Source organism: Streptomyces sp. NPDC050625 (assembly GCF_040654755.1).
Taxonomy (GTDB): domain Bacteria; phylum Actinomycetota; class Actinomycetes; order Streptomycetales; family Streptomycetaceae; genus Streptomyces.
On sequence record NZ_JBFAIQ010000001.1, the window covers coordinates 172,988 to 196,932 of the forward strand.

The 23,945-nt window shown below is 71.3% G+C and carries 20 protein-coding genes; 11 read left to right on the plus strand and 9 right to left on the minus strand.

All coding sequences use genetic code 11. From position 1 onward, the window contains the following. Positions 1 to 14: 14 nt before the first annotated feature. Positions 15 to 614: a TetR family transcriptional regulator gene (locus tag AB0I54_RS00905; RefSeq protein WP_363293707.1), complete on the minus strand. Its 600-nt coding sequence runs from the start codon at positions 612 to 614 to the stop codon at positions 15 to 17. Between the two features lie 219 nt (positions 615 to 833). On the opposite strand from AB0I54_RS00905, the gene AB0I54_RS00910 reads away from it, so the two are divergent. From AB0I54_RS00910 to AB0I54_RS00920, 3 genes are all read left to right on the plus strand, one after another. Next, positions 834 to 1,139 (plus strand): hypothetical protein, encoded by a 306-nt coding sequence (locus AB0I54_RS00910; protein ID WP_363293708.1) that lies wholly within the window; start codon positions 834 to 836, stop codon positions 1,137 to 1,139. 248 nt (positions 1,140 to 1,387) lie between these two features. Continuing rightward, entirely contained in the window at positions 1,388 to 2,509 is a 1,122-nt protein-coding gene (locus AB0I54_RS00915; RefSeq protein ID WP_363293709.1) for an ATP-binding protein, read from the plus strand. Positions 2,510 to 2,526: 17 nt separating this feature from the next. Continuing rightward, positions 2,527 to 3,231, plus strand: a complete 705-nt coding sequence (locus AB0I54_RS00920) for a response regulator transcription factor (protein ID WP_363294338.1) — start codon at positions 2,527 to 2,529, stop codon at positions 3,229 to 3,231. 103 nt (positions 3,232 to 3,334) lie between these two features. Here the strand turns inward: AB0I54_RS00920 and AB0I54_RS00925 are convergent, their stop codons facing one another. From AB0I54_RS00925 to AB0I54_RS00940, 4 genes are all read right to left on the minus strand, one after another. Continuing rightward, positions 3,335 to 4,312, minus strand: a complete 978-nt coding sequence (locus AB0I54_RS00925; RefSeq protein ID WP_363293710.1) for a UbiA family prenyltransferase — start codon at positions 4,310 to 4,312, stop codon at positions 3,335 to 3,337. Between the two features lie 124 nt (positions 4,313 to 4,436). After that, complete coding sequence (locus tag AB0I54_RS00930) at positions 4,437 to 5,018, minus strand: DUF2165 family protein (protein ID WP_363293711.1); 582 nt, start codon at positions 5,016 to 5,018, stop codon at positions 4,437 to 4,439. 202 nt (positions 5,019 to 5,220) lie between these two features. After that, positions 5,221 to 5,994 (minus strand): SDR family oxidoreductase, encoded by a 774-nt coding sequence (locus tag AB0I54_RS00935; RefSeq protein WP_363293712.1) that lies wholly within the window; start codon positions 5,992 to 5,994, stop codon positions 5,221 to 5,223. Between the two features lie 71 nt (positions 5,995 to 6,065). Further along, entirely contained in the window at positions 6,066 to 6,737 is a 672-nt protein-coding gene (locus AB0I54_RS00940; protein ID WP_363293713.1) for an MOSC domain-containing protein, read from the minus strand. Between the two features lie 80 nt (positions 6,738 to 6,817). On the opposite strand from AB0I54_RS00940, the gene AB0I54_RS00945 reads away from it, so the two are divergent. Next, on the plus strand, positions 6,818 to 7,717 hold the full coding sequence (locus AB0I54_RS00945; RefSeq protein WP_363293714.1) for a LysR family transcriptional regulator: 900 nt from the start codon (positions 6,818 to 6,820) through the stop codon (positions 7,715 to 7,717). 64 nt (positions 7,718 to 7,781) lie between these two features. Here the strand turns inward: AB0I54_RS00945 and AB0I54_RS00950 are convergent, their stop codons facing one another. After that, a complete protein-coding gene (locus tag AB0I54_RS00950) occupies positions 7,782 to 8,111 on the minus strand; it encodes a WhiB family transcriptional regulator (RefSeq protein WP_363293715.1) in 330 nt (109 codons plus the stop codon). 381 nt (positions 8,112 to 8,492) lie between these two features. Here AB0I54_RS00950 and AB0I54_RS00955 point away from each other — a divergent pair, with 381 nt between their 5' ends. The 4 genes from AB0I54_RS00955 (at position 8,493) to AB0I54_RS00970 (ending at position 12,900) form a co-directional block, all read left to right on the plus strand. Then, the gene (locus AB0I54_RS00955) at positions 8,493 to 9,104 is read left to right on the plus strand and encodes a response regulator transcription factor (protein WP_003948568.1); all 612 of its coding nucleotides are present in this window, start codon (positions 8,493 to 8,495) and stop codon (positions 9,102 to 9,104) included. Positions 9,105 to 9,361: 257 nt separating this feature from the next. After that, entirely contained in the window at positions 9,362 to 9,949 is a 588-nt protein-coding gene (locus tag AB0I54_RS00960; protein ID WP_263211719.1) for a sigma-70 family RNA polymerase sigma factor, read from the plus strand. A gap of 154 nt (positions 9,950 to 10,103) precedes the next feature. Then, on the plus strand, positions 10,104 to 11,609 hold the full coding sequence (gene guaB / locus AB0I54_RS00965) for an IMP dehydrogenase (protein WP_363293716.1): 1,506 nt from the start codon (positions 10,104 to 10,106) through the stop codon (positions 11,607 to 11,609). 166 nt (positions 11,610 to 11,775) lie between these two features. Next, positions 11,776 to 12,900, plus strand: coding sequence for a GuaB3 family IMP dehydrogenase-related protein (locus tag AB0I54_RS00970; RefSeq protein ID WP_363293717.1), 1,125 nt, complete (start codon positions 11,776 to 11,778; stop codon positions 12,898 to 12,900). Between the two features lie 831 nt (positions 12,901 to 13,731). On the opposite strand, the gene AB0I54_RS00975 is transcribed toward AB0I54_RS00970, so the two are convergent. Continuing rightward, the gene (locus AB0I54_RS00975; RefSeq protein ID WP_363293718.1) at positions 13,732 to 14,244 is read right to left on the minus strand and encodes a hypothetical protein; all 513 of its coding nucleotides are present in this window, start codon (positions 14,242 to 14,244) and stop codon (positions 13,732 to 13,734) included. A gap of 149 nt (positions 14,245 to 14,393) precedes the next feature. Further along, positions 14,394 to 15,602: a nucleotide sugar dehydrogenase gene (locus AB0I54_RS00980; protein WP_363293719.1), complete on the minus strand. Its 1,209-nt coding sequence runs from the start codon at positions 15,600 to 15,602 to the stop codon at positions 14,394 to 14,396. Between the two features lie 280 nt (positions 15,603 to 15,882). On the opposite strand from AB0I54_RS00980, the gene AB0I54_RS00985 reads away from it, so the two are divergent. Continuing rightward, positions 15,883 to 17,589 (plus strand): glycerol-3-phosphate dehydrogenase/oxidase, encoded by a 1,707-nt coding sequence (locus AB0I54_RS00985; RefSeq protein WP_363293720.1) that lies wholly within the window; start codon positions 15,883 to 15,885, stop codon positions 17,587 to 17,589. Between the two features lie 68 nt (positions 17,590 to 17,657). Here AB0I54_RS00985 and AB0I54_RS00990 read toward each other — a convergent pair whose 3' ends face one another. After that, complete coding sequence (locus AB0I54_RS00990) at positions 17,658 to 18,719, minus strand: serine hydrolase domain-containing protein (protein WP_363293721.1); 1,062 nt, start codon at positions 18,717 to 18,719, stop codon at positions 17,658 to 17,660. Between the two features lie 171 nt (positions 18,720 to 18,890). Between AB0I54_RS00990 and AB0I54_RS00995 the strand changes: the two genes are divergently transcribed. Continuing rightward, positions 18,891 to 20,960, plus strand: a complete 2,070-nt coding sequence (locus tag AB0I54_RS00995) for a serine/threonine-protein kinase (RefSeq protein ID WP_363293722.1) — start codon at positions 18,891 to 18,893, stop codon at positions 20,958 to 20,960. A gap of 171 nt (positions 20,961 to 21,131) precedes the next feature. Continuing rightward, positions 21,132 to 23,936 carry a protein kinase gene (locus AB0I54_RS01000; protein ID WP_363293723.1) on the plus strand — a complete coding sequence of 935 codons (2,805 nt, stop codon included), beginning with the start codon at positions 21,132 to 21,134 and terminating at the stop codon, positions 23,934 to 23,936. Positions 23,937 to 23,945 lie beyond the last annotated feature (9 nt).

A 23,945-nucleotide genomic window follows, 5' to 3' on the forward strand; every position in this document is an offset into this window, starting at 1 on the left:
GTCAGACCTGGGCGTCAGACCCGGGCGCCTGCCCCCGCGACGGCCCGCCTCGCGAACTCCACCACGTGCTCGCGCAGATCCACCTCGGGTGCGGCCGTGCCCAGGATCAGCCGTGCCATCTGCGGCACCGCGTGCGGCCACACGGCCAGGCCGATCAGGGTCAGCAGCACGGGAGCGACCTCGGCGGACGCCTCCTCGCCCAGGGCCCGGGGGAGCCCCAGGCTCTGCGCGAGCGCAGCGATCTTGTCCTCGTAATGACCGCGCCGGCTGTCCTCCCCCGGCAGCACGTCGTTGCGGTAGTGCAGGCCCTCCCACAGCAGAAGCCGCACGAGCACGGGGTTGTCGCGGTGGAAGTCGTAGACCCGCCCCACGTACTCGGCCGGATCGTCCCCGCCCTGGAGCGGCACGGCCTCGGCGACCTCGTCGAGGGCGCGCGCCACGACCACGTCGAAGAGCTTCTGCTTGTTGCCGAAGTAGCCGTAGATGCGCTCCTTGTTGACCCCCGCGGTCGCGGCGATGCGGTCGACGCGCGCGCCGGCAATCCCGTGAGCTGCGAATTCTTCGGTCGCGGCGGCTAGCAGCCGCTCTTTGGTGTGGCCAGGGTCCCGTGTCATGACCCCAGGCTAGGACGGCCCACCCCGAATAGCCAACCAACCAGCTGGTTGACATCCAACTGGTTGGTTGCTTTAGTTGTGGTGTCGCCGCGGGCAAGGCACCACAGCCCCGGCCCCAGGACTCAGCAACACCCCGCGCCATCCGGCTCCAGAGCCGGCAGAGCAATTCAGCGATCCAGAAGTTCAGCCGCGCAGACGCCGACCGGATTGGAATCCGTCATGACCACCGTCGCCTCCCGCCCCGCCGTCACCGCCGAGACCGCCACCGCTCCCCGGACTCCGGCGCAGACCCAGGCCGCGTCCCCGGCGGCGCTGCCCTCCATCCACACCCGGTTCCTGTTCACCTGGCTGTCGGTCTTCTCGGCCCTCACCGTGGCGCAGCTCCTGATCGGCCCCTATGTCCTGGGCCTCCCGGTGCTGCTGCGCAATCTGATCGTCACCGGCGTGGTCGTCCCGGCCGTGGTCTACGCCCTGCTCCCCACGCTCCTGAAGGTGCGCGCCGCGGTGCTCCGCCGCCGCTCGTAACGTCCGCCCGAGTCAGAGCGTTCGCGCCGGAACCGGCAAGCAAGCCACCGCAGCCACCCCCCCCGACAGGCCCGGCAGCCCCCCCGCTGCCGGGCCTGTTTTCGTCGGCCATCCAGTTGTTTTTTCAAGTGAATTCCGAAGGGGGCTCTTTTGCGCCACCTTCTGTGAGATCCCTGCCGATTGGGCTTACTCTGCACCCGGATCGGATGCCGCGGGGGTGGCTCTGGGCCACGGGGGAGGAGTACGTCTTGGGCGAATTCATGGGCAGCCGGACCGACCACCGTCTCAGCGCCATTTCCGCGCGCCGCTTCAGGTCGTACGAGGACGAGGCCATCACCGCCTACGCGGCACGCCTGCGCGCCATCAGCAGCCCGCTCGTCGGCACCACCCAGGTGTGGCAGCAGTGCGAGCTTCAGGCCCGTCGAATTTTCGCCGATTGTGCCGAGAGCCTCGCGCTCGGACGGACCACGGTCACCGACAGCCAGATCGCCGAAGTGGTCGACCTGGGCGGGATCCGCGTCCAGCAGAGCATCCATCTCACCCACTCGGTGCGCGCCGGTGTCATCCTCTTCGACACGGTGCTCGAATACCTGCTCAGAAGCATCGAGGACGTCGGCGAGAACGATTCCGAGCGGGTCAACGGGTACACCGTCGCCGTTCGCGCCCTGCAGCAGGGCATCGGCCGCCGCCTCGAGGTCGGCTCGATCGCGTACGACTCCTTCATGCTCGGCCGGGTCCGCGAGGTGCACGAACAGGGCCATCGCAAACTGGCCCGCGAGATCCACGACCAGGTGGGCAACTCGCTGAGCCTGGCCATGCGCCAACTGGAGCTCTACGAGGTCGAGCTGAGCCGGCAGGGCGGCGACATGCCCCCGACCGTACGGTCCGCGCAGGCGGCCATCCTGGAAACGCTCGCGCGGACCAGGGAACTCGTCACCGAACTGCGCCGTCCGTCCGTCTCCGGCTGCCTGGAGGAGGCGATCAGCCAGTTCGTGGCCTCGATGGGCGACTTGGTGGCCCCGGTCCGGGTGTGGGTGCGCGGACTTGACGAATGGATTCCGCAGCCGGTGTCCGAGGAGCTGTTCATCATGGTCCGCGAATGCCTGCGCAATGCCTTCCGGCATGCGGAAGCGGGCAACATCGTGGTCCACATCGACATCGCACCGCACGAGATCCAGACCGAGATCATCGACGACGGCCTCGGCTTCGACGTCGCGAAGACCCGCGCGGGCCGCCGCGCCAACGGGCTGACCGGACTGCAGGAGCGGGCCGACCTGGTCGACGGCACCCTGCACATCGACTCGGCGCGCGGTCGCGGGACCCACGTCACCATCTGGATACCCATCAAGGAAGGCCACGGCGTCCGGTGAGCGACCACGGCAAGCCCATGGCGGGCGGCGAACCCGACGACACCGTCCGCATCCTCGTCGCGGACGACCACACCCTGCTGCGTGAAGCCCTGTGCGACCTGCTGCGCACCGAGCCCGGATTCCAGGTGGTGGCCCAGGCGGGCAACGGCGAGGACGCCGTCCGGCTCGCCGCCGAACTCCGCCCCGACGTCGTCCTGCTCGACATCGAGATGCCTCGCAACGACCCGCCGGTGACCGTCCGCAGACTCCTGGAGCGGGACCCCGGCCTGCGCATCATCGTGCTCAGCATGTACGACGGCCAGCAGCTGGTGCAGGAGCTGCTGCGGCTGGGGGTCAGCGGCTACCTGCACAAGAGCGCCGGCCGCGAGACGCTGGTTTCCGCCGTACGCGACGGCGAAGGAGGCAGCGGGCGCACGGTCACGGTGTCCGTCTCGCCGGCGAGCCTGCGCCCCGAACCGGCCACGCCCGAGGGGACACTCTCCGATCGCGAGGTCGAGGTCCTGGGCCTGGTCGCACAGGCCATGAGCAACCGTCAGATCGCCGTGCGGCTCGGGATCGCCGAGGGCACCATCAAGCGCCACATGCGCAACATCTTCGCCAAGCTCGACGCCGTCTCCCGTATCGACGCCGTCAACAAGGCGGTCGAACGCCGGCTGATCCCCGCACCGGGCCGCCTCCCCGCCGAACCCCGCTTCGGAGCGGGCCTGCGCCGCGGGTCCTGAGCGCGACTCGACGGCCTGGTGTGTCCGCGTCCCACAGGTAATACGGGGAGACACGTGCACACCAGGCCGGAAGACGGGCGAACCCGGGTCGAGCGGTACGGGCCTACGGCGTCGCCCAGCCGAGCGTCGCGAAGAGCGCCAGATGCGTCAGGTACTGCGTCACCATGAAGGCGCGGTACGGAGTACGCCCCCTGGCCTCGTCCCCCCGGGTCGTACGGCACAGGACCGACACCGCGACCGCGCCGCCGAGCAGCACGCCGGCCGCCGGTCCCAGCAGTGCGGGACGGTGCGCGGCCACGGCCGCGAAGATCCCGGCCACCACCAGCGCCCCGACGGCTCCGGTGAGCCGCGCCGTCCCGTCGCCCCAGGCGGTGACCGAGCTGCGCCGCCCGGCCGCCGCGTCGCCGGCTGCGTGCGAGAAGTCCTTGGTGACCGCGCCCACCGCCGCCATCCACAGCGACATCGCTCCCGCGACGGCGAGATCCGGTCCCGTGGGCAGCGTCCGCCCGGCGGCCGTCCACCCCGCGGCATAGGTCAGCAGCCCCATCAGGAGCACCGAGCCGGAGGCTCCGGCAGCGGTCCGCTTCAGCTGGAACGGGGCCGCGGAGTAGGCGTATCCGAGCAGCAGGAACAGCAGGTCGTACGCGGTGAGCAGGGTGCTGCCGGTCGACAGCATCGCGATCACGGAACCGGCCGCGCAGAGCCAGGTCCACACCGCCGCGGTCATGGGCGCCAGCTCCCCCCGGGCGATGGGCCGGCCCGTCTTGTTGACCAGGTCCTCGTGTACGTCACACACCCCGTTGATGCCGTACGTGAACAGCGTCGCGAACACCCAGCCGGTCCCCGCCACGAGCACGGACGCCCCGAGACCGGAGAACCGTACGTCGACCGCCAGGACCGCCCCGGCCAGAAACCGCATCAGAAAGATGAACTGGACGCTGGGGCGTGCTTCTTGGACGAAGAGACGGAAGCAGAGATCCTTCCGGTGCGGCCGGGTGATGCCGCGGGCGCCGGAAAGAGGAACGATCTCCGTGCCGTCATGTATGAGCTGTGCGCTGAGTCGTGCGGTGTATACCCCCATGCCCAAGGACGGTAATGAACGCCGGACAGGGCACACATGCCCCATCGGCGGTCCTTCCGGTACTCCTTTTGGGGAAGAAGGAGTACCGGACGGACCGCCGACGGGGCGCCGGTCACCGGCTGGTTCACAGCTCCTGCTGCGCCCCGGTCACCGAGGGGAGATTGACCAGGAGCGCGGCCAGCAGACCGATGATGAGGCCGGTGAAGTGGACCTGCTGCGCGGCGCCGATGTAGATCCAGTAACCGAACCACATGCCACCCGACAGGAAGAGCAGGAACAGGCCGATGAACGCGCCCAGCGCCAGGTTCGTGTGCCGCGTGGTGACGATGCCGGCCTGCAGGCCGCGGGCCCTGCGCACCTGCAGCACGGCGGCCCGGGCGAGCAGGGCGACCGTGAGGATCTCGTAGACGATGACGCCGATCAGGGTCGGTGTCGCCATCGAGTCCGGCAGCGCCCGCCACTGCAGGCCGTTGCCGCGCACCGGGTCGTGGAGCAGGTCGGTCATGGTCAGCATGCGGCTGATCAGTGCCCGGTTGGTGCCGAAGTCGTTCAGGTTGTTCAGCGTCACCAGTCCGAGCCACAGGGTGAGCCCGCTGAGCAGGAAGGCGTTGAACGCGGCGAGGCGCGAGCGCACCGCGAGGTCGGAACGGCCCGCGGGTGTGGTGGACGCGCCACTGTGGGCCGTCCGGGTGGCAGTGAGCGCCATGGGAGTCTCCTCGAAGGTAGGGCGGAGCGGAGAACCCGGGCGCCTCACCAGTGGGCGGCCCGGTGCGTCTGACACCTTCAGCCTGCCGCCGCCTGCCCGGCCCCGACAGCTCCCTCTTCGACCTGCCCGTCCGGCCTCGCCGTCCTGCTCTCACACGGCGAAGCCTGCTGCCGACGGCCTCCCCGACGGTCTCCCCGACGGCTTACTGGGGCCCGTACTTGCGTCCCGTCTTCGAGGTGATCCCGCCGAGCAGCGCCCGCGGTGTCACCTTCACCAGACCCATCAGCGTCTTGTAGCGCGGGTCCGGGATGGACAGCGACTTCCCGCGCGCCAGATCGGCCAGCGCCGCCGCGACCAGCTTGTCCGCGTCCAGCCACATCCATCCCGGGATGTTGTCCGTGCCCATGCCGGCCCGCTCGTGGAACTCCGTGCGCACGAAGCCGGGGCACAGCGCCATCAGGCGAACGCCCGTACCGGCCAGGTCCTTCGCCGCGCCCTGCGTGAACTGCACGACCCACGCCTTGGACGCCCCGTACGTGCCCCGCGGGACGAACGCGGCCACCGACGCGACGTTCACCACCCCGCCTCGCCCGCGCTCGCGCATCGCCTCCGCGGCCGCCGAGGTCAGCCGCAGCACCGCCTCGCAGTGCACCTTGAGCATCCGCAGCTCGTCGGCCATCGACACATCGAGATAGCGGCCCTTGTTGCCGAAGCCCGCGTTGTTGATCAGCAGGTCGACCGGGTTCCTGCGGTCGGCCAGGCGCGCGGCGACCGTCTCGATGCCGGCGTCCTCGGCCAGGTCGGCCGTCAGCACCTCGGCCTCGATGCCGTGCCGGTCGTGCAGCTCGGTCGCCTGTTCGTGCAGCCGCTTGGTGTCCCGTGCCACCAGGACGAGGTTGTGCCCGTCGGCCGCCAGCCGCCGCGCGAACGCGGCACCGATCCCCGCGGTCGATCCCGTAATCAGAGCCGTTGTCATGGCCCAAGAGTAGTTACCCGGACTGACGCAGTCCGTATGGTGACGGCGGCTCAGGGCTCATGCCGCGGCCCCTACTTGCCGGGGTACTTCGACACGTACCTGCGCGCTTCCTCAAGTGCCTCCGGATGCAGGGCCGTACCCGCGGCGAGCACGCGCGGCAGCAGCTCCCGCCGGGTGGTCTCCGCACGGAACTGCAGCGCCACCGTCACGTCGTGGTCCGGGCGGTGCACGATCTCCACCCGGTCGCCCACCCGTATCTCGCCCGGCTCGATCACCCGGAGGTAGGCACCCGGCGCACCCTTCTGCGTGAACCGCTTCACCCACCCCCGCTCGCCCAGATGGGCCTGGAAGGTGCGGCAGGGAATGCGTCCGCAGGTCACCTCCAGCACCAGCGCCGGGCCGATCCGCCAGCGCTCGCCGATCAGGGCGCCGGACACGTCCAGGCCCTCGGTGGTGAGGTTCTCCCCGAAGGCGCCGTTGGCGAGCGTGCGCCCCAGCTCCCGCTCCCAGCCGTCGAGGTCCTCGCGCGCGAACGCGTACACCGCCTGGTCGTCGCCGCCGTGGTGGCGCAGGTCGCACACCGAGTCCCCGGCCAGTCCGCTCCCGGCCGTGCCCTTGGGGCCGGGTGCCGTCACCCGCACCGGCCCGTCGACGGGCCGCTTGTCGATGCCGGTCAGGCCCTCGGGCTGGTCCGTGTACTCCACTGCCCGCGCGCGGCCCAGGTTCACCGAGAGAAGCCTCATGTCCCCACGGTAAGGGAGCGGACCTCAAAGTGTCGACGCATTATCGGGCGGCATATCCAAGGGTGACTTATGATCGGAGGGTGATCGAGGCCCGTCATCTCCGCGTCCTGCGCGCCGTCGCCGCCACCGGCTCCTTCTCGGCGGCGGGGCGCGAGCTCGGCTGCACCCAGCCCGCCGTCAGCCAGCAGATGAAGGCCCTGGAGGCCTCGGTCGGCACCCCGCTGCTGGTCCGCAGCGGCCGCGAGATGCGGCTGACCCAGGCGGGCGAGGCACTCGTCCGGCATGCCTCCGGGATCCTCGCCGGGCTCACGGCGGCCGAGGAGGAGGTCGCCGCGATCGCCGGCCTGCGCGCGGGCCGGGTGCGGCTGGTCTCTTTTCCCAGTGGCAGCTCCACCCTCGTCCCCACCGCCCTCGCCGCCCTGCGCGCCGCGCACCCCGGCACCCGGGTCTCCCTGGAGGAGGCCGAGCCCCCCAAGTCCGTGGAGCTGCTGCGCGCGGGCGACTGCGACGTGGCGCTGGCCTTCCGGTACGAGGGCGCGGCGGGCGCCGAGGAGTGGGACGACCTCGTCGTACGCCCGCTGCTGACGGACCGGCTGGTCGGCCTGGTGCCCGAACGGCACCGCCTCGCGCGCGCGGAGTCCGTCGCGATCGGCGAACTCGCCCAGGAACCCTGGATCGCCGGCTGTCCGCGCTGCCGCGGTCAGTTGGTGGAGGTCTGCGAGGGCGCGGGGTTCACGCCTCGTATCGACTTCGCCACCGACGACTACCCGGCGGTGGTCGGCCTGGTGGGCGCGGGGCTCGGCGTCGCCGTCCTGCCTCAGCTCGCGATCGAGTCCGTACGTCCCAGGGGCGCGCGCACGGTGGCGCTGGAACCGGCGGTGCGGCGGGAGATCGTCGCCCTCACGCTGCCCGATCTGGCCCAGGTGCCGGCGGTCGCGGCGACGCTGGAGCAGTTGGCGGGGGCGGCCCGCAAGCAGTGAAAACGCGGGCACGCGTGCGCGTGCCCCGGTGCGGTGATGTGTCGCTGTATGAAAAAACGTTCCTTCAGTCGTGTGAGGCGGCGTCACCGTTGGACGTGGAAGCCGACACCAGCCGGTTCCTTGCCCGCCCCATGAGTTCTTCGCGCTCGTCCTCGGTCAGGCCGCCCCACACGCCGTACGGCTCGCGCACGGCCAACGCGTGCGCCGCGCACTCCGCACGGACCGGGCACCTCATGCAGACCTCCTTCGCCGAGTTCTCTCGAGCGCTCCGAGCCGCCCCGCGCTCACCTTCCGGATGGAAGAAGAGCGAACTGTCGACCCCACGGCAGGCAGCCAGGAGCTGCCAGTCCCACAGGTCCGCGTTCGGTCCGGGAAGGCGGGAGAAATCTGCCATTACGTGACCCCTTGTAGCCGTTCTGGGCGGATACGGTGCCAACGACCGTACATCTCCGGTCTAAGGAGATGAAAATATGACTCATTGCGAATCTAGCCCTAGACACCGTGAAACGGGAAGAAAATGGGCTAAACGGGGCATAGGTTGTGATGAAAAGTTGAGGGTCTGTCGGGCATGTCTGCACCGTGTCCGCCCCCTCACGTAGAGTGCCGAAGATGACAGGCAGCCCCGTAACTCTTTCGAGTGACCGTCGTTGAGAGTGCGGAGGCGGTTGAAAACACAAGAGCTCGGGCAGGCGTCCGAGACGGTCGACCGCACAGGTGACGATTCCGTACCAGCCTGGAGGCACAAGGTGACGCGCATCAGCTGCGGAGGGCGGCCATGACATCCGTCCTCGTCTGCGACGACTCCCCGCTTGCCCGAGAGGCGCTCCGCCGCGCGGTCGCGACCGTGCCCGGCGTCGAGCGCGTGACGACGGCGGCCAACGGCGAGGAAGTCCTCCGCCGCTGGGGCGCCGACCGCTCGGACCTGATTCTGATGGACGTACGCATGCCCGGACTGGGCGGCGTCGAGACCGTGCGCCGGTTGCTGTCCGCCGACCCCGGCGCGCGCATCATCATGCTCACCGTCGCCGAGGACCTCGACGGCGTGGCCCTCGCGGTCGCCGCCGGCGCCCGGGGCTATCTGCACAAGGACGCCTCACGCGCCGAGCTGCGCGCCACGGTGACGCAGGCCCTCGCCGACCCGACCTGGCGGCTCGCGCCGCGCCGGCTGCGCTCGGCCGAGATGGGCGCCGCGCCCACCCTCACCGCGCGCGAGATCCAGGTGCTGGAGGGCATGAGCCACGGCCGCTCCAACGCCGAGATCGGCCGGGAGCTGTTCCTCTCCGAGGACACGGTGAAGACCCACGCCCGACGCCTGTTCAAGAAGCTCGGCGCCTCGGACCGTGCGCACGCGGTGGCGCTCGGTTTCCGGTGGGGACTGGTCCGGTAGGAAAGTGAACCGCAGCGGGGGTGCGGACGTTCCGGGTTTCCCCGCCCGCCGTGCGGCGGGCGGGGCCGGCCGGGCGCCCGCTGCTCGTTTCGCCGCGGATGCCGCATCCTTGAGGTGTGGAGTCTCTCGGGGACGAGTCGTTCGAGCGGAAGGGGAGGGCGCAGGGGATGAGTTCCGGCGCACCTGCTCATAACGCTTCAGTGCACAACCACGGGCACGATGCGACGGACCGGACGGCCGCAAGGCACCATGGACCGATGCGCGACGACGAGGCGGGCACGGCCCACGGGGTGATCGGTGCCCTGGTGCATCGCGCCGTCGACGGGGACGAGCAGGCCACGCACGACCTGCTCGCCCATGTCCACCCCCTGGCCCTGCGCTACTGCCGCACGCGGCTGTCCCGGCTTCCCGGCGACGCCCGGCACTTCGTCGAGGACCTCGCGCAGGAAGTCTGCGTCGCGGTCCTGCTCGCCCTGCCCCGCTACCGGGACACGGGCCGTCCCTTCGAGGCGTTCGTCTTCGCCATCGCCTCGCACAAGGTCGCCGACCTGCAGCGCGCCGCGATGCGCCACCCCGGTTCCACGGCCATTCCCTCGGACGAGATGCCGGAGCGCCCGGACGACTCGCTGGGTCCCGAGGAGCGCGCGCTGCTCAGCAGCGATGCCGAGTGGGCCAAGAAACTGCTGGCCAACCTTCCGGAGAACCAGCGCGAACTGCTGCTGCTGAGGATCGCCGTGGGGTTGACCGCGGAGGAGACGGGTCAGATGTTGGGAATGTCACCCGGAGCGGTACGGGTGGCCCAGCACCGGGCGCTGAGCAGACTGCGGGCGCTCGCCGAGCAGTAACCCCTGCGCAGTAAGCCCCTTCTGTGAACAGGCGGGCCGTCCGTTCCGTACGAATATACGAAGCCCGAGGTCACTCAGAACCGTGGAATGAGTGAGCCACGCTTCCCGTTAGCATGGACATCCGCACCGATCAAGGCCATTTGGGGAAGGTGTCATGACTGCCAACGTCGACGGAGTGCCCGGAAAATTCGCGACACTCGGGCTGACCTACGACGACGTGCTGCTGCTGCCGGGCCCGTCGGACATGGCACCCGACGAGATCGACACCGCCTCGTACGTCTCCAGGAACGTGCGGGTCAACATCCCGCTCCTGTCCGCCGCCATGGACAAGGTCACCGAGTCGCGCATGGCGATCGCGATGGCCCGCCAGGGCGGCGTCGGCGTACTGCACCGCAACCTGTCCATCGAGGACCAGGCCAACCAGGTCGACCTGGTGAAGCGCTCCGAGTCCGGGATGGTGGCCGACCCGATCACGGTGCACCCCGACGCCACGCTCGCCGAGGCCGACGCCCTGTGCGCCAAGTTCCGCATCAGCGGTGTCCCGGTGACGGACGGCAACAAGAAGCTCCTCGGCATCGTCACCAACCGTGACATGGCCTTCGAGTCGGACCGCAGCCAGAAGGTCCGCGACGTCATGACGCCGATGCCGCTGGTCACCGGCAAGGTCGGCATCTCCGGCGCCGAGGCCATCGAGCTGCTGCGCAAGCACAAGATCGAGAAGCTGCCGCTGGTCGACGACGACGGCATCCTCAAGGGCCTGATCACGGTCAAGGACTTCGTCAAGGCCGAGCAGTACCCGAACGCCGCCAAGGACTCCGAGGGCCGCCTGCTGGTCGGCGCCGCGGTCGGTGTCGCCGGTGACTCCTTCGAGCGTGCCCAGGCCCTGATCGAGGTCGGCGTCGACTTCATCGTCGTCGACACCGCGCACGGCCACTCCCGCCTGGTCGGCGACATGATCGCCAAGATCAAGTCCAACTCCTCCGGCGTCGACGTCATCGGCGGCAACGTCGCCACCCGCGACGGCGCCAAGTCCCTGGTCGACGCGGGCGCCGACGGCATCAAGGTCGGCGTCGGCCCCGGCTCCATCTGCACGACCCGGGTCGTCGCCGGCATCGGCGTCCCGCAGGTCACCGCGATCTACGAGGCGTCCCTCGCCGCCAAGGAGGCCGGTGTCCCGGTCATCGGCGACGGCGGTCTGCAGTATTCCGGCGACATCGCCAAGGCCCTGGTCGCGGGCGCCGACACGGTGATGCTGGGCTCACTGCTCGCGGGCTGCGAGGAGTCGCCGGGCGAGCTGCTGTTCATCAACGGCAAGCAGTTCAAGTCGTACCGCGGCATGGGCTCGCTGGGCGCCATGCAGTCCCGTGGCGACCGCAAGTCGTTCTCCAAGGACCGCTACTTCCAGGAGGGCGTCGCCTCCGACGAGCAGCTGATCCCCGAGGGCATCGAGGGCCAGGTGCCCTACCGCGGCCCGCTGTCCTCCGTCGTCCACCAGCTGGTGGGCGGTCTGCGCCAGTCGATGTTCTACGTCGGCGGCAGGACCGTGCCGGAGCTGCAGGCCAACGGCCGGTTCGTGCGGATCACCTCCGCGGGTCTGAAGGAGAGCCACCCGCACGACATCCAGATGACGGTCGAGGCGCCGAACTACACGCGGAAGTGACACACGCGCGCGTGGAGCGGATTTTCCACGGCTTCCGCGTCTGAGACGCCGACGAGGGCGGCCCCGGAGCAATTGGGGCCGCCCTCGTCGTACCTGCGCGAGAGCGGTGCCGTGCCCGTCGGCGATACTGGAAGACGCTGAAACGCATCAGGGAAAGGCCACAATCGTGACTGAGATCGAGATCGGGCGCGGCAAGCGCGGCCGCCGGGCGTATGCCTTCGACGACATCGCCGTCGTCCCCAGCCGCCGTACGCGGGACCCGAAGGAGGTCTCGATCGCCTGGCAGATCGACGCCTACCGCTTCGAGCTGCCCTTCCTGGCCGCCCCCATGGACTCGGTCGTCTCCCCGGCCACCGCGATCCGCATCGGCGAGCTCGGCGGCCTGGGCGTCCTCAACCTCGAAGGCCTCTGGACCCGGCACGAGGACCCGCAGCCGCTGCTCGACGAGATCACCGAGCTGCCGGCCGAGGCGGCCACCCGCCGCCTCCAGGAGATCTACTCCGCCCCCATCAAGGAGGAGCTGATCGGCGCGCGCATCAAGGAGGTGCGCGACTCCGGCGTGGTCACGGCGGCCGCGCTCTCCCCGCAGCGCACGGCGCAGTTCTCCAAGGCGGTCGTGGACGCGGGCGTCGACATCTTCGTCATCCGCGGTACGACGGTCTCCGCGGAGCATGTCTCGTCCTCGCACGAGCCGCTGAACCTGAAGCAGTTCATCTACGAGCTCGACGTCCCGGTGATCGTGGGCGGCTGCGCCACCTACACCGCGGCCCTGCACCTGATGCGCACCGGCGCGGCCGGCGTCCTGGTGGGCTTCGGCGGCGGCGCCGCGCACACCACGCGCAACGTGCTGGGCATCCAGGTCCCGATGGCCACCGCCGTCGCCGATGTGGCCGCGGCCCGCCGCGACTACATGGACGAGTCCGGCGGCCGCTATGTGCATGTGATCGCGGACGGCGGCGTCGGCTGGTCCGGTGACCTCCCGAAGGCGATCGCCTGCGGCGCCGACTCGGTCATGATGGGCTCCCCGCTGGCCCGCGCCACGGACGCGCCCGGCAAGGGCCACCACTGGGGCATGGAGGCGGTCAACGAGGAACTGCCGCGCGGCAAGAAGGTCGACCTGGGCACGGTCGGCACCATCGAGGAGATCCTCACCGGCCCGTCCCACACCCCCGACGGCTCGATGAACTTCTTCGGCGCCCTGCGCCGCGCCATGGCCACGACCGGCTACAGCGAGCTGAAGGAGTTCCAGCGGGTCGAGGTTACGGTGGCGGACTCGCAGCACAAGCGGTAGTGGTCCGTACGACGTGACAGGGGCCGGTCGCCTGGCGAGGTGACCGGCCCTTTCGCATGCCCGAGCGGCCTGTGGGGGCGCGTGGGGTGGTGTGGGGGCGTGCGGTTGCCTTCGGGGCGAATAAGGGCTGGTGAGCGGGGCCGAGGGCGATAACGTCCGTGTCGGCGCCCCAGGTTCCTGGAGCGCCCCCTTCCAAGGACACGGTTCCGGGCCCCAGCTCCTCGGGGCCCGGCCCGATTTCCGACGGACCGTCCACCGGGCTACTGGGCGGTGTCGTGGAAGGGGGCGCCCATGGGTCGTCACCGCAAGCCCACCCGCTGGGACCGGATCCGTCTGTGGACGGTGAAGTGCCGGAGGAGGTGGATCTTGCGGATTTTCGGATGGTGAGCGGCCGCCCCCAAGTTACCTAGGGGCGGACACTCCGTGATCCATCCAGGAGCCTGCCGCAGTACCCGCTGCGGTGGGCTCCACCTTTTGCGTCGGACGGTGAGCGGCCGCCCCCATGGCAACTAGGGGCGGACACTCTGTTCTCCATCCAGGAGCCTGCCGCAGTGCCTGCTGCGGTGGGCTCCACTTTGTGCGTCGGATGGTGAGCGGCCGCCCCCACGGTACCTAGGGGCGGACACTCCGTTCTCCATTCAGGAGCCTGCCGCAGTACCCGCTGCGGTGGGCTCCGCTTTGTGCGTCGGATGGTGAGCGGCCGCCCCCACGGAAACTAGGGGCGGACACTCCGTGGACCATCCAGCCCCAAGGTACCGACGCGTGATCCCCCACGCCACCAACCCGGCGGCTCCGCACCTCACGCGCCCCGGTGCACAACCCGTGCGCCGGTCAGGCCGCGGCCTTCTTGGCGCCGGAGAACGCGGCCCATGCGGCGATCGCGAAGAACACGAAGGTCAGCGGGTCGGCGTCGGCCTTCCAGGCCTCCTGGACGACGTCGAAGTGCTGGAAGAAGATCTCGCTGAAGCTCCTGTTGACGGCGTCGGCGCCGATCATGGCCTCGCCGACCAGCTGGCCGATGTAGACGGAGCCCAGCGCGAGGATGGGGCTGACGACGGCCAGCGCGGGGTTGCGGCCGCCGAGCTTGCCGGCCGCCACGCCGATGACGAAGCCGACACCGACCGCCGCCCAGCCGATCTCGTGCTTGGTGAGACCGATGACGACGCCGTAGATCGCGGCGGCCACCACGGCGGCGCCGAGGGCCGCGACCAGGCCGAGCGCGATGTTGTCCTTGCGCGGCGCGGGCGGCGCCATGGGCGGTGGTACGGCGCCCGGCTGCTGGGCGTACGGGTTGCCGTCGACCGGACCGGGCTGCGGCTGAGGCGGCGGAGCTGACTGGCTCATGACAGATATCCCCCCACGGGACACGAAGGACCGACCGGACGTGCCGGTTGGAAAACTGGATGGCAAAGCGGAATGCGCACGCACGCGTGTGCGGCGAACGTGGTGGACATTAACAGGCCCCACCGACAACGCCCCCGGAGTTTTCCCGCTCAGAGCCGGTGCGCGGCCCCCGTAGGCGTGGCCCCCCGGGTGTCCAGGAGTAGCTGGGCCTTCACCGTCAGGCCCTGGAGATCGTACGTGCGGTGCTGCTGGAGCAGGATCGTCAGGTCGGCGTCGGCCGCAGCCTCGTAGAGGGAGTCCGCGCGCGGGACCGGCCGGTCCAGGACGCTCCAGGACGGCACGAGGGGGTCGTGGTAGCTGACGGAGGCGCCCAGTTCCATCAGCCGGACGGCGATCTCATGGGCGGGTGTGGCCTGCTGGTCGGCGAGGTCGGCCTTGTAGGTGACGCCGAGCAGCAGCACGCGCGCGCCGCGGGCCGACTTCCCGTGCTCGTTCAGGAGGGCCGCGGCGCGCTGGACGACGTACCGGGGCATCCGGCTGTTGACCTGCTGGGCCAGCTCCACCATGCGCAGCGTGCGCCCCGCGTGAGCCGTCAGGTCCTGCGGGACTCCGTGGCCGCCGACGCCGGGGCCCGGCCGGAAGGCCTGGAAACCGAACGGCTTGGTCTCCGCGCAGCGGATGACGTCCCACAGATCGACACCCAAGTCGTGGCACAAGACGGCCATTTCGTTCACGAGCGCGATGTTGACGTGCCGGAAGTTGCTCTCCAGGAGCTGCACCGTCTCCGCCTCACGCGGTCCACGCGCGCGTACGACCTTGTCGGTGAGCCGTGTGTAGAAGGCGGCCGCCGACTCCGTGCAGGCGGGGGTGAGGCCCCCGATGACCTTGGGGGTGTTGGCCGGGGCGAAGTCGCGGTTGCCGGGGTCGACACGGCTCGGCGCGTAGGCGAGGTGGAAGTCCCGGCCCGCGCGCAGCCCCGAGCCCTCCTCCAGCAGGGGCCGCAGGAATTCCTCGGTCGTGCCCGGACACACGGGCGACTCCAGGATCACGGTGGTGTGCGGGCGCAGCCGCTCGGCCAGGGTGCGGGCGGCCTTCTCCACCTGGCCCAGGTCGAGCCCGCCGTCCGCACCGCGCGGGGTCGGCGCGCAGATCACCGCGGTGCGCACCCGGCCCAGCCCCGCCGGGTCACTGGCCTGCCGGAAGCCCCCCGCGAGCATCCGGCGCAGTTCGGCGGGGCTGAGCGGGCCGGCCTCGGGCCCGGTGGCGTATCCGAGGGTGGGGATTCCGGCCGCCACCGCGGCCTGGGCGAGGGGCAGGCCGTAGGGGCCGAGTCCGATGACGGCGAGGTCTGCGGGCATGGGGGTGGGCCGTCCTTCCCAGTAACCGATGCGGGACAGGTGCGCAAGCCCGGTGGACAGGACAGGCGAGCGCAATGTCAGACTAGGAGTAAATATGACCCTTATGCGGGATTGTTCCCCTGTGTCTTCCGGGGGTTCCGCGTCTGTTGTCCACAGGCTGGGGGCGAGTGGTGGCTGAAGTCGGGCATCCCGGTCAGAATTTGGGCAGGAGGAGACGGGCCGGGCTTCGCCCACCGGGTGCGGCCGACGCGACCGATGTGATCGACAGCGGGAGGCAGCGGTGAGGACAGCGACACTGGGGCCGGCACAGCGCGCCGAGTCACTGGCGGCGATGGCCGAGCGTGAGCTGGACGTACTGGTCGTGGGTGGTGGAGTCGTCGGCTCCGGCACCGCGCTGGACGCGGTGACCCGCGGTCTGTCCACGGGGCTGGTCGAGGCCCGTGACTGGGCGTCGGGCACGTCCAGCAGATCCAGCAAGCTCATCCACGGCGGTCTGCGCTATCTGGAGATGCTCGACTTCGCCCTGGTCCGCGAGGCCCTGAAGGAGCGCGGACTGCTGCTGGAGCGGCTCGCCCCCCACCTGGTCAAGCCCGTGCCGTTCCTGTACCCCCTCCAGCACAAGGGCTGGGAGCGCCTGTACGCCGGGTCGGGCGTCGCGCTCTACGACACCATGTCGATGGCCCGCGGCCACGGCCGCGGCCTGCCGCTGCACCGCCATCTGAGCCGCCGTCACGCCCTGCGCGTCGCGCCCGCCCTGCGCAAGGACGCCCTGGTCGGCGCGCTGCAGTACTACGACGCGCAGATGGACGACGCCCGCTATGTGGCGACACTGGTGCGCACAGCGGTGTCGTACGGCGCGAAGGCCGCCAACCGCGCGCGCGTGACCGGTTTCCTGCGCGAGGGCGAGCGGGTCGTCGGCGCCCGGGTGCAGGACGTGGAGGGCGGCGGCGAGTACGAGGTCCGCGCCAAGCAGGTCGTCAACGCCACCGGTGTGTGGACCGACGACACCCAGGCGATGGTGGGCGAGCGGGGACAGTTCCACGTCCGCGCCTCCAAGGGCATCCACCTGGTCGTGCCCAAGGACCGCATCCACTCCACGTCCGGTCTGATCCTGCGCACCGAGAAGTCCGTCCTGTTCGTCATCCCGTGGGGCCGCCACTGGATCGTCGGTACGACCGACACCGACTGGGACCTCGACAAGGCCCACCCCGCCGCGTCCAGCGCGGACATCGACTACCTGCTGGAGCACGTCAACTCGGTCCTCGCGGTGCCGCTCTCGCGCGACGACGTCCAGGGCGTGTACGCGGGACTGCGCCCGCTGCTGGCCGGGGAGTCCGACGCCACCAGCAAGTTGTCGCGCGAGCACACCGTGGCGCATCCGGCGCCGGGGCTGGTGGTCGTCGCGGGCGGCAAGTACACGACGTACCGCGTCATGGCCAAGGACGCGGTCGACGAGGCGGTGCACGGTCTCGACATGCGGGTCGCCGAATGCGTCACCGAGGACATTCCGCTGCTGGGCGCCGAGGGCTACCGGGCGCTGTGGAACGCGCGGGCGCGGATCGCCGCACGGACCGGGCTGCACGTCGTACGGGTGGAACACCTGCTGAACCGGTACGGCTCGATGGCGGAGGAGGTCCTCGACCTCATCGCCTCCGACCCCTCCCTGGGCGAACCGCTGCAGGCGGCGGACGACTATCTGCGCGCCGAGGTCGTCTACGCGGCGTCGCACGAGGGCGCACGGCACCTGGACGACGTGCTGACCCGCCGCACCCGCATCTCCATCGAGACCTTCGACCGGGGCACCCGCAGCGCCCGCGAGGCCGCCGAGCTCATGGCGCCCGTCCTCGGCTGGGACAAGGACCAGATCGGGCGCGAGGTGGAGCACTACGAGAAGCGGGTGGAGGCCGAGCGGGAGTCGCAGCTCCAGCCGGACGACCAGACGGCGGACGCGGCGCGGCTGGGGGCGCCGGACATCGTGCCGCTGTGAGCAGGCCCGGACGACTATCACCCGAACGAGTGCGATGAGGCGGGATCTTCGTTTGGAACCCGCTCGTTCTACTGGATGCGGGGGCAGAACTCGGCCGCGAGCAACGCGGGTTCGAGGCTCGGTTTCGCCACCGTGTCCGTGTTCACGCGGAAGGTGAGGACACGGCGTCCGTCGACGGTGGCCGCGGTGCGCACGTAGCTGCCGGAGATACGGCCGTTGTGTCCCCACACCGTGGTGCCGCACGGAAGCTTCGTCGGAAATATCCCCAAACCGTACGAGCCGTGTGCGGTGCGGGTGTTGAGCATCTCGCGCAGCAGGCGCGGGGGCAGCAGCTCGCCGTTCAGCAGGGCCGCGTAGAAGCGGTCCAGATCGTCGAGCGTGGTCACCAGCTCGCCCGCCGCGCCGGCCACGCGCGGGTCGAGATCGGTGACGTCGGACCCGTTCGCCGCGTGGGCGCGGCCGTGCGGGGAGGGAAGTGTGGTGCGGGATCCGGGAAAGGAGGTGCCCGTCAGACCCAGGGGAGCGATGATGCGCCGCTCGGCCTCGGCGGCGTAGGAGTGGCCGGTGACCTGTCGGACGACCATGCCGAGCAGGACGTAGTTGGTGCTGGAGTAGGAGAAGCGGCCCGGGCGGGCCGGAGGGAGGGCGAGCGCGATGGCCACGGCCTGAAGCGGGGTCAGGGGGACGGCGCCCCTGGTGACCGCGGTGAAGTCGGCGAGACCGCTGGTGTGGGTGAGCAGGGCGCGCAGGGTGATGCGCCGTCCGTCGGCGTGTGCTGAGCGCACCACGCCCGGCAGATACCGCTCGACGGTGTCGGACAGGGACAGCCGGTGCTCGGCCGCGAGTTGCAGGACGACCGTGGCGATGAAGGTCTTGGTGATGCTGCCGGCGCGGAAGTGGTCCGCGCGGGCGATGTCCCGGCCCGCCTGCGCGTAGTGGGAGGCGGGCGCGTCGCCGAAGCCGTCCTCGTCGCGGGTCAGCAGGGCCGCGGCGGGTGCCCTGCCCCGGGTGACGAACAGCGGGAGGATCGCGTCGGTCGCCTCGGCCCGGGGTGCAGTACAGACCACGACCGGGCCGACGAGGAGCGCCAGGGACGCCGATATCGCCGACAGTGTCCTAAGTGGCGGCATCTCGTCTCCTCCCTTGCCGGGGCCATCATCCACCGGAACCGGAATGCTTGCCTCAGTGAGTCACCGGGTGCGCGGGCCCGCCGACGGGGCGACCGGCACCCTGGGGCATTGACCACTTGTCGGGTGAGGGACAATGGAGGCTCTGTCAGGGCGGGTTGCATGAGGGGACGCATGTCGGAGGCGGAGCGGGCGGGGACACCTCGCCAGGACACTCGTCAGGACAAGGGCGAGCGTCTTCTCGCCGGGCGGTACCGGCTGGGAGATGTGCTCGGCCGCGGCGGCATGGGCACGGTGTGGCGCGCCGAGGACGAGACCCTCGGCCGGACGGTCGCCGTCAAGGAGCTGCGGTTCCCGTCGAACATCGACGAGGAGGAGAAGCGGCGCCTGATCACGCGCACCCTGCGCGAGGCCAAGGCGATCGCCCGGATCCGCAACAACAGCGCGGTGACGGTCTTCGACGTGGCCGAGGAGGACGACCGGCCGTGGATCGTGATGGAGCTCGTCGAGGGCAAGTCCCTCGCCGAGGCCATCCGCGAGGACGGCCTCCTGGAGCCCAGGCGTGCGGCCGAGGTCGGGCTCGCGATCCTCGACGTGCTGCGTTCCGCGCACCGCGAGGGCATCCTGCACCGTGACGTGAAGCCGTCCAATGTGCTGATCGCCGAGGACGGTCGGGTCGTGCTCACCGACTTCGGCATCGCGCAGGTCGAGGGCGACCCGTCCATCACCTCCACCGGCATGCTCGTCGGCGCCCCCTCCTACATCTCCCCGGAGCGGGCCCGGGGGCACAAGCCCGGCCCCGCGGCCGACCTGTGGTCGCTCGGTGGCCTGCTGTACGCGTCGGTCGAGGGAGTGCCGCCCTATGACAAGGGGTCGGCGATCGCGACGCTGACCGCGGTGATGACCGAGCCGCTGGAGGAGCCCAAGAACGCGGGCCCGCTCAGGGATGTCATCTACGGCCTGCTCACCAAGGACCCGGCCAAGCGGCTCGACGACGCGGGCGCGCGGGCCCTGCTCAACTCGGTGCTCCACAGGCCCGAGCCGGAGCCGCTGGACGCGACGAGAGTCGTTCCGCTGCCGGCCCAGCCCTCGGGCTCCGAGGGCAAGCGGGGCGAGGAGGCCGGGGAGAAGCTGCGCGGGGCGCTGCGGTCGGTGCGCAAGGCGGCCGGGGCGGCCACGTCGGCGGCCACGGCACGGACGAAGAACAGTGGTGGGGGCGAGGGCGCGAACGCGTCGGGGGCCGCGGGGGCTTCGGCGCCCGGGAAGCCCGGGGGTGCCGGTTCCGCGGCGGCGGGCAACAAGGGCGCTGGCGTCGCGGGTTCGGGCTCCGCGGGATCGGCCTCGACGCCGGCCGCGGGGGCCGATGCCCGGGACCGGGGTGCGCAGGGCGCCAACCCCACGGGCGGCAAGCAGAGTTCGGGGTGGCCCGTGGTGCCGCCGCCGGACCTGCCGCCGCGACCGGTGCCCAGGGCTCCGCTCACCGACGTGGTGCCGAAGCGCACGCTGGTGATCATCGCGGTGGTGGTCGCGCTCGCGATCATCGGCACCGTGCTGGCGCTCACGTTCCGCGACGATGACGGCGGCAGCGGCTCCAAGGGGGCCAAGAGCGGCGGGGGTTCCAAGGTCACGGCGAGTGCCGGCGCGAGCGCCGACACCAAGAAGGACAAGGACGACGGCACCCGTACGGACGGCGACAGCTCCGACTCCGCGACGGCCGGCTCGACGGCGGGGAACGGGACCGCGGCGACGCCGAGCGCCTCCGGCTCCGGCGCCTCCTCCGGCTCGTCCGGTTCCAAGGACGGCGGGAGCGCACCGGCCGTCTCCACCCGCAAGGGCGGCCAGGGGTACTCGATAGGGCTGCCCAAGGGGTGGTCGTACCGGACCACCGACAGCGCCGGTGACCGGTACACGGGGCCGGACGGACAGAAGCTGCTCGTCGCTTGGACAAGTACGCCCAAGAACGACCCGGTTGCCGACTGGAGGAACCAGGAGGGTGCCATGGTGCGCGCCCAGTACCAGAGGATCCGCATAGAGCAGGTCGACTACCGCGGCTGGAACACGGCCGACTGGGAGTTCACCTACGTCGACGGCGGCACGAAGTTCCGCACCATAGACCGCGGGTTCGTGGTCAACGGACACCTCGGCTATGCGCTGATGTACACCGCGCAGGCCTCGAAGTGGGGCGACGAGACGCGCAAGGACACCTGGAAGACGCTGACGGGGTCCTTCCGTCCCAAGTCCTGAGCCGAGCGGGCCTCCGGGGTCGGTTCGCGGCGGGAGAATCTCTCATCCCTCAATGTGAATTGCCAACGGCACGTATCGTGAGTGGTTGCGGACCGTACGCATCCAGCTGTGTGCGCGGAACGGGCCGCTAGGCGAACGGATTTGACCAACCGGGCGGCCGGGGGAGGCAACGTGGACGACTATGCGGGTCGGGTGCTCGCCGACCGCTACCGCCTGCCGCTGCCGCCCTCCGACGAGTACGAACTCACCGAGACCCGGGCCTTCGACACCTACAGCGGGCAGGAAGTCCTCGTACGGCAGGTGCCGTTGCCGGAGGTCGTCGAGGCGGAGGTGCTCGACGCGGACGGACTGCCCGACGGTTTCACCGCGCGTGACCGTGGGTCACGGCGCCCGCCGGCCGCACGGACGGCCACGCGCCGGCCCACCGACCCGGCCGTGCGGCGCGCCCTGGAGGCCGCGCAGGCCGCGGCCGGCATCCCCGACCATCCGCGGCTCGACCAGGTCTTCGACGTGTTCGCCGAGGGCGGTTCGCTGTGGATAGTCAGCGAGTTGGTGTCCGCGCGCCCGCTGGCCGCGCTGCTGACCGAGAAGCCGCTGACGCCGTATCGGGCGGCCGAGGTCGCCTCCGACGTCCTGATGGCGCTGCGGGTCCTGCACGCCCATGGCTGGGTGCACCGCAACATCACCGCCCGCACGGTCCTCGTCTGCGACGACGGCCGCGTGATGCTGACCGGCCTCGCGGTCGGCGCGGCGGAGGAGGCGTTGTGCGGGTACGACCCGGTGCCGGTCCAGGAGGGTTTCCCGGAGGGGCCGACGGGTGGCGCGGCGGCCGGAACCACCGGCGGCGGGCGTGGTGCCGGTGGGCCGGGTGGTTCCGCCGGTGCTCCCGGCCCCGGTGAGGTCGATCCCGAGGCGGCTCGGCGTGCCGCGATCCAGGCGCGGGTGGCCGGAGGGCTGCCCGGTGCCGGGGCGGACGGCTCCGGCGCGGGCGGAGCTTCCGGGGAGCCCGCACGCCGGGCGCTGGAGAGCGGCGGGGACATCCGCGCGGCGCGGGCCGGGGCGATCGCCGCGTATCGCGCGGGCGCGCGTGCTGCCGCCCGGGTGCAAGGGGCCCAGAACGGGCGGGCCGCGCTGCCCGGGGCGCGTCAGCCCGCCGAGGGTGACACCGGCACCGCCTCCCCGGCGGGCGGTCCGGCCCGGCCGCCGTACGCCGCCGGGCCGGGCGAGGAGCAGAACCACCGGACGCACACGACGCCTCCCGGCCAGATCGCCGACCCCTACGGCGTCCAGGCCGCCCCCTGGCACGGCGCATCCCCCCGCACCGCCCCCGGCGACACACCCCCGGCGGTGGAGGGCGGCCGTCGGCCATCGGCCCTTCCTCCGGCCGAAACCGGCACGGGAAACATCTCGGGAAGCACCCCGGGAAGCACCCCGGGAAGCACCCCAGGACGCGCTCCTGCCCCCGGGGCCGAACCGGGCACGGGCCCCGCCCCCGCCCTGGACGCCGACGGACTGCTTCCCGCGCCCGCGCTGCCGCCGCAGCATCAGGGCCGTGTCCCCGGTTCCCGTATCGGCGCGGGCGGCGGTGTCCCGGCGCCCGCCGTCGACCCGGACGGACTGCCCCTCCCGGCCCCCGCCCTCCCCCCGCACGCCACCACCAACACCCCCCGCCCTCCTGCCCCCTGGGACGAACAGGCCGGCGCGGCCCCGCCCCGGCGCGGACCTGCCACCGCCCTCGCGGCCGAGCGGGCCCGGCAGGTGCGGATGACCGTCGTGGGGCCGGTCACCGAGCGATGGGCGCCGGAGCAGGCCGGGCCCGTGCACGAGAACTGGCAGCTGGCGGCGCCGATCGGGCCCGCCACCGACCTGTGGGCGCTCGGGGCGCTGCTCTTCCGGGCCGTACAGGGGCATGCGCCGTATCCGGAGGAGTCGACGGCGGAGCTGGTGCAGCTGGTGTGCGCGGAGCCGCCCGCCTTCGCGGAGGAGTGCGGGCCGCTCAGGCCGGTCGTCGAGTCGCTGCTGCGACAGGACCCCACCGAGCGGCTGGACTTCGAGGAACTGCGCGGCTGGCTGCGGTCCCTGGTGCGGTCCGCGCCCGAGCCCGAGGCCGGCGCGCATGTCGTCGCCGCCCCGCCCGTCGACCCGAGCCGGCTGCCCATCGTGCGGCGGCGCGGCGAGCTGGTGCGCAGGCGGCGGGCCGGGCTGCCCGCGACCAGCCCGCACGGGCGGCACAAGCGGGCCAGGCAGGAGTCCGGGTCCCCGCGCCGACTGGGCCGCACGCTCCTCCTGCTGATCCTGCTCCTGCTGGCCGGCGCGGTCGCCTACGCCATGCTCTTCATGCCGAAGGCGGACAGCAGCGGCGCGGCGAGCGGCGACCACACGGGATCGGCAGGCCAGGCGAGCCAGGCGCCCGCGCCCAGCGACAAGCCGACGAACGGGCCGAGCGAAGGGGCGCCGAGCGGACCGTCCGCCTCCGAGTCGGCCCCCTCCACCGAGACCCAGACCACCACCGACCCGGACGTCGCCGACGGCTTCACCTTGCGCAAGGACCCCGAGGGCTTCCAGGTGGCCGTGGCCAAGGGCTGGGACCGCACGCCCAAGAACGGGCTCGGACAGGTGGTGTACGCGCACGGGGACTTCGAGCTCATCGTCGTACCGGGGCGGGACCGGGCGGCCAAGTACGGCAGTGATCCGATGACCTACCAGCGGGACAAGGAGAACGAGCTCCAGCCGTACCGCGACTCCAGCTGGGCCACGGCCACCGGCCTCAGGACCATCCAGGTGGGCGACCGGACCATGGCGGAGGGGCAGTTCACCTGGACCGACGACCAGGGGCGCGACCTGTTCGTCCGTAACATCGCCATTCTCGTCGGCGGCCGCTACCACGTGGTGCAGGTCCGTGGCCCGGAGGCGGAACGGGACGAGGTGACGCGGCTGTACGAGCAGGCTTCGGCGACGTACAAGTACACCGGCTGAACCGTCCCG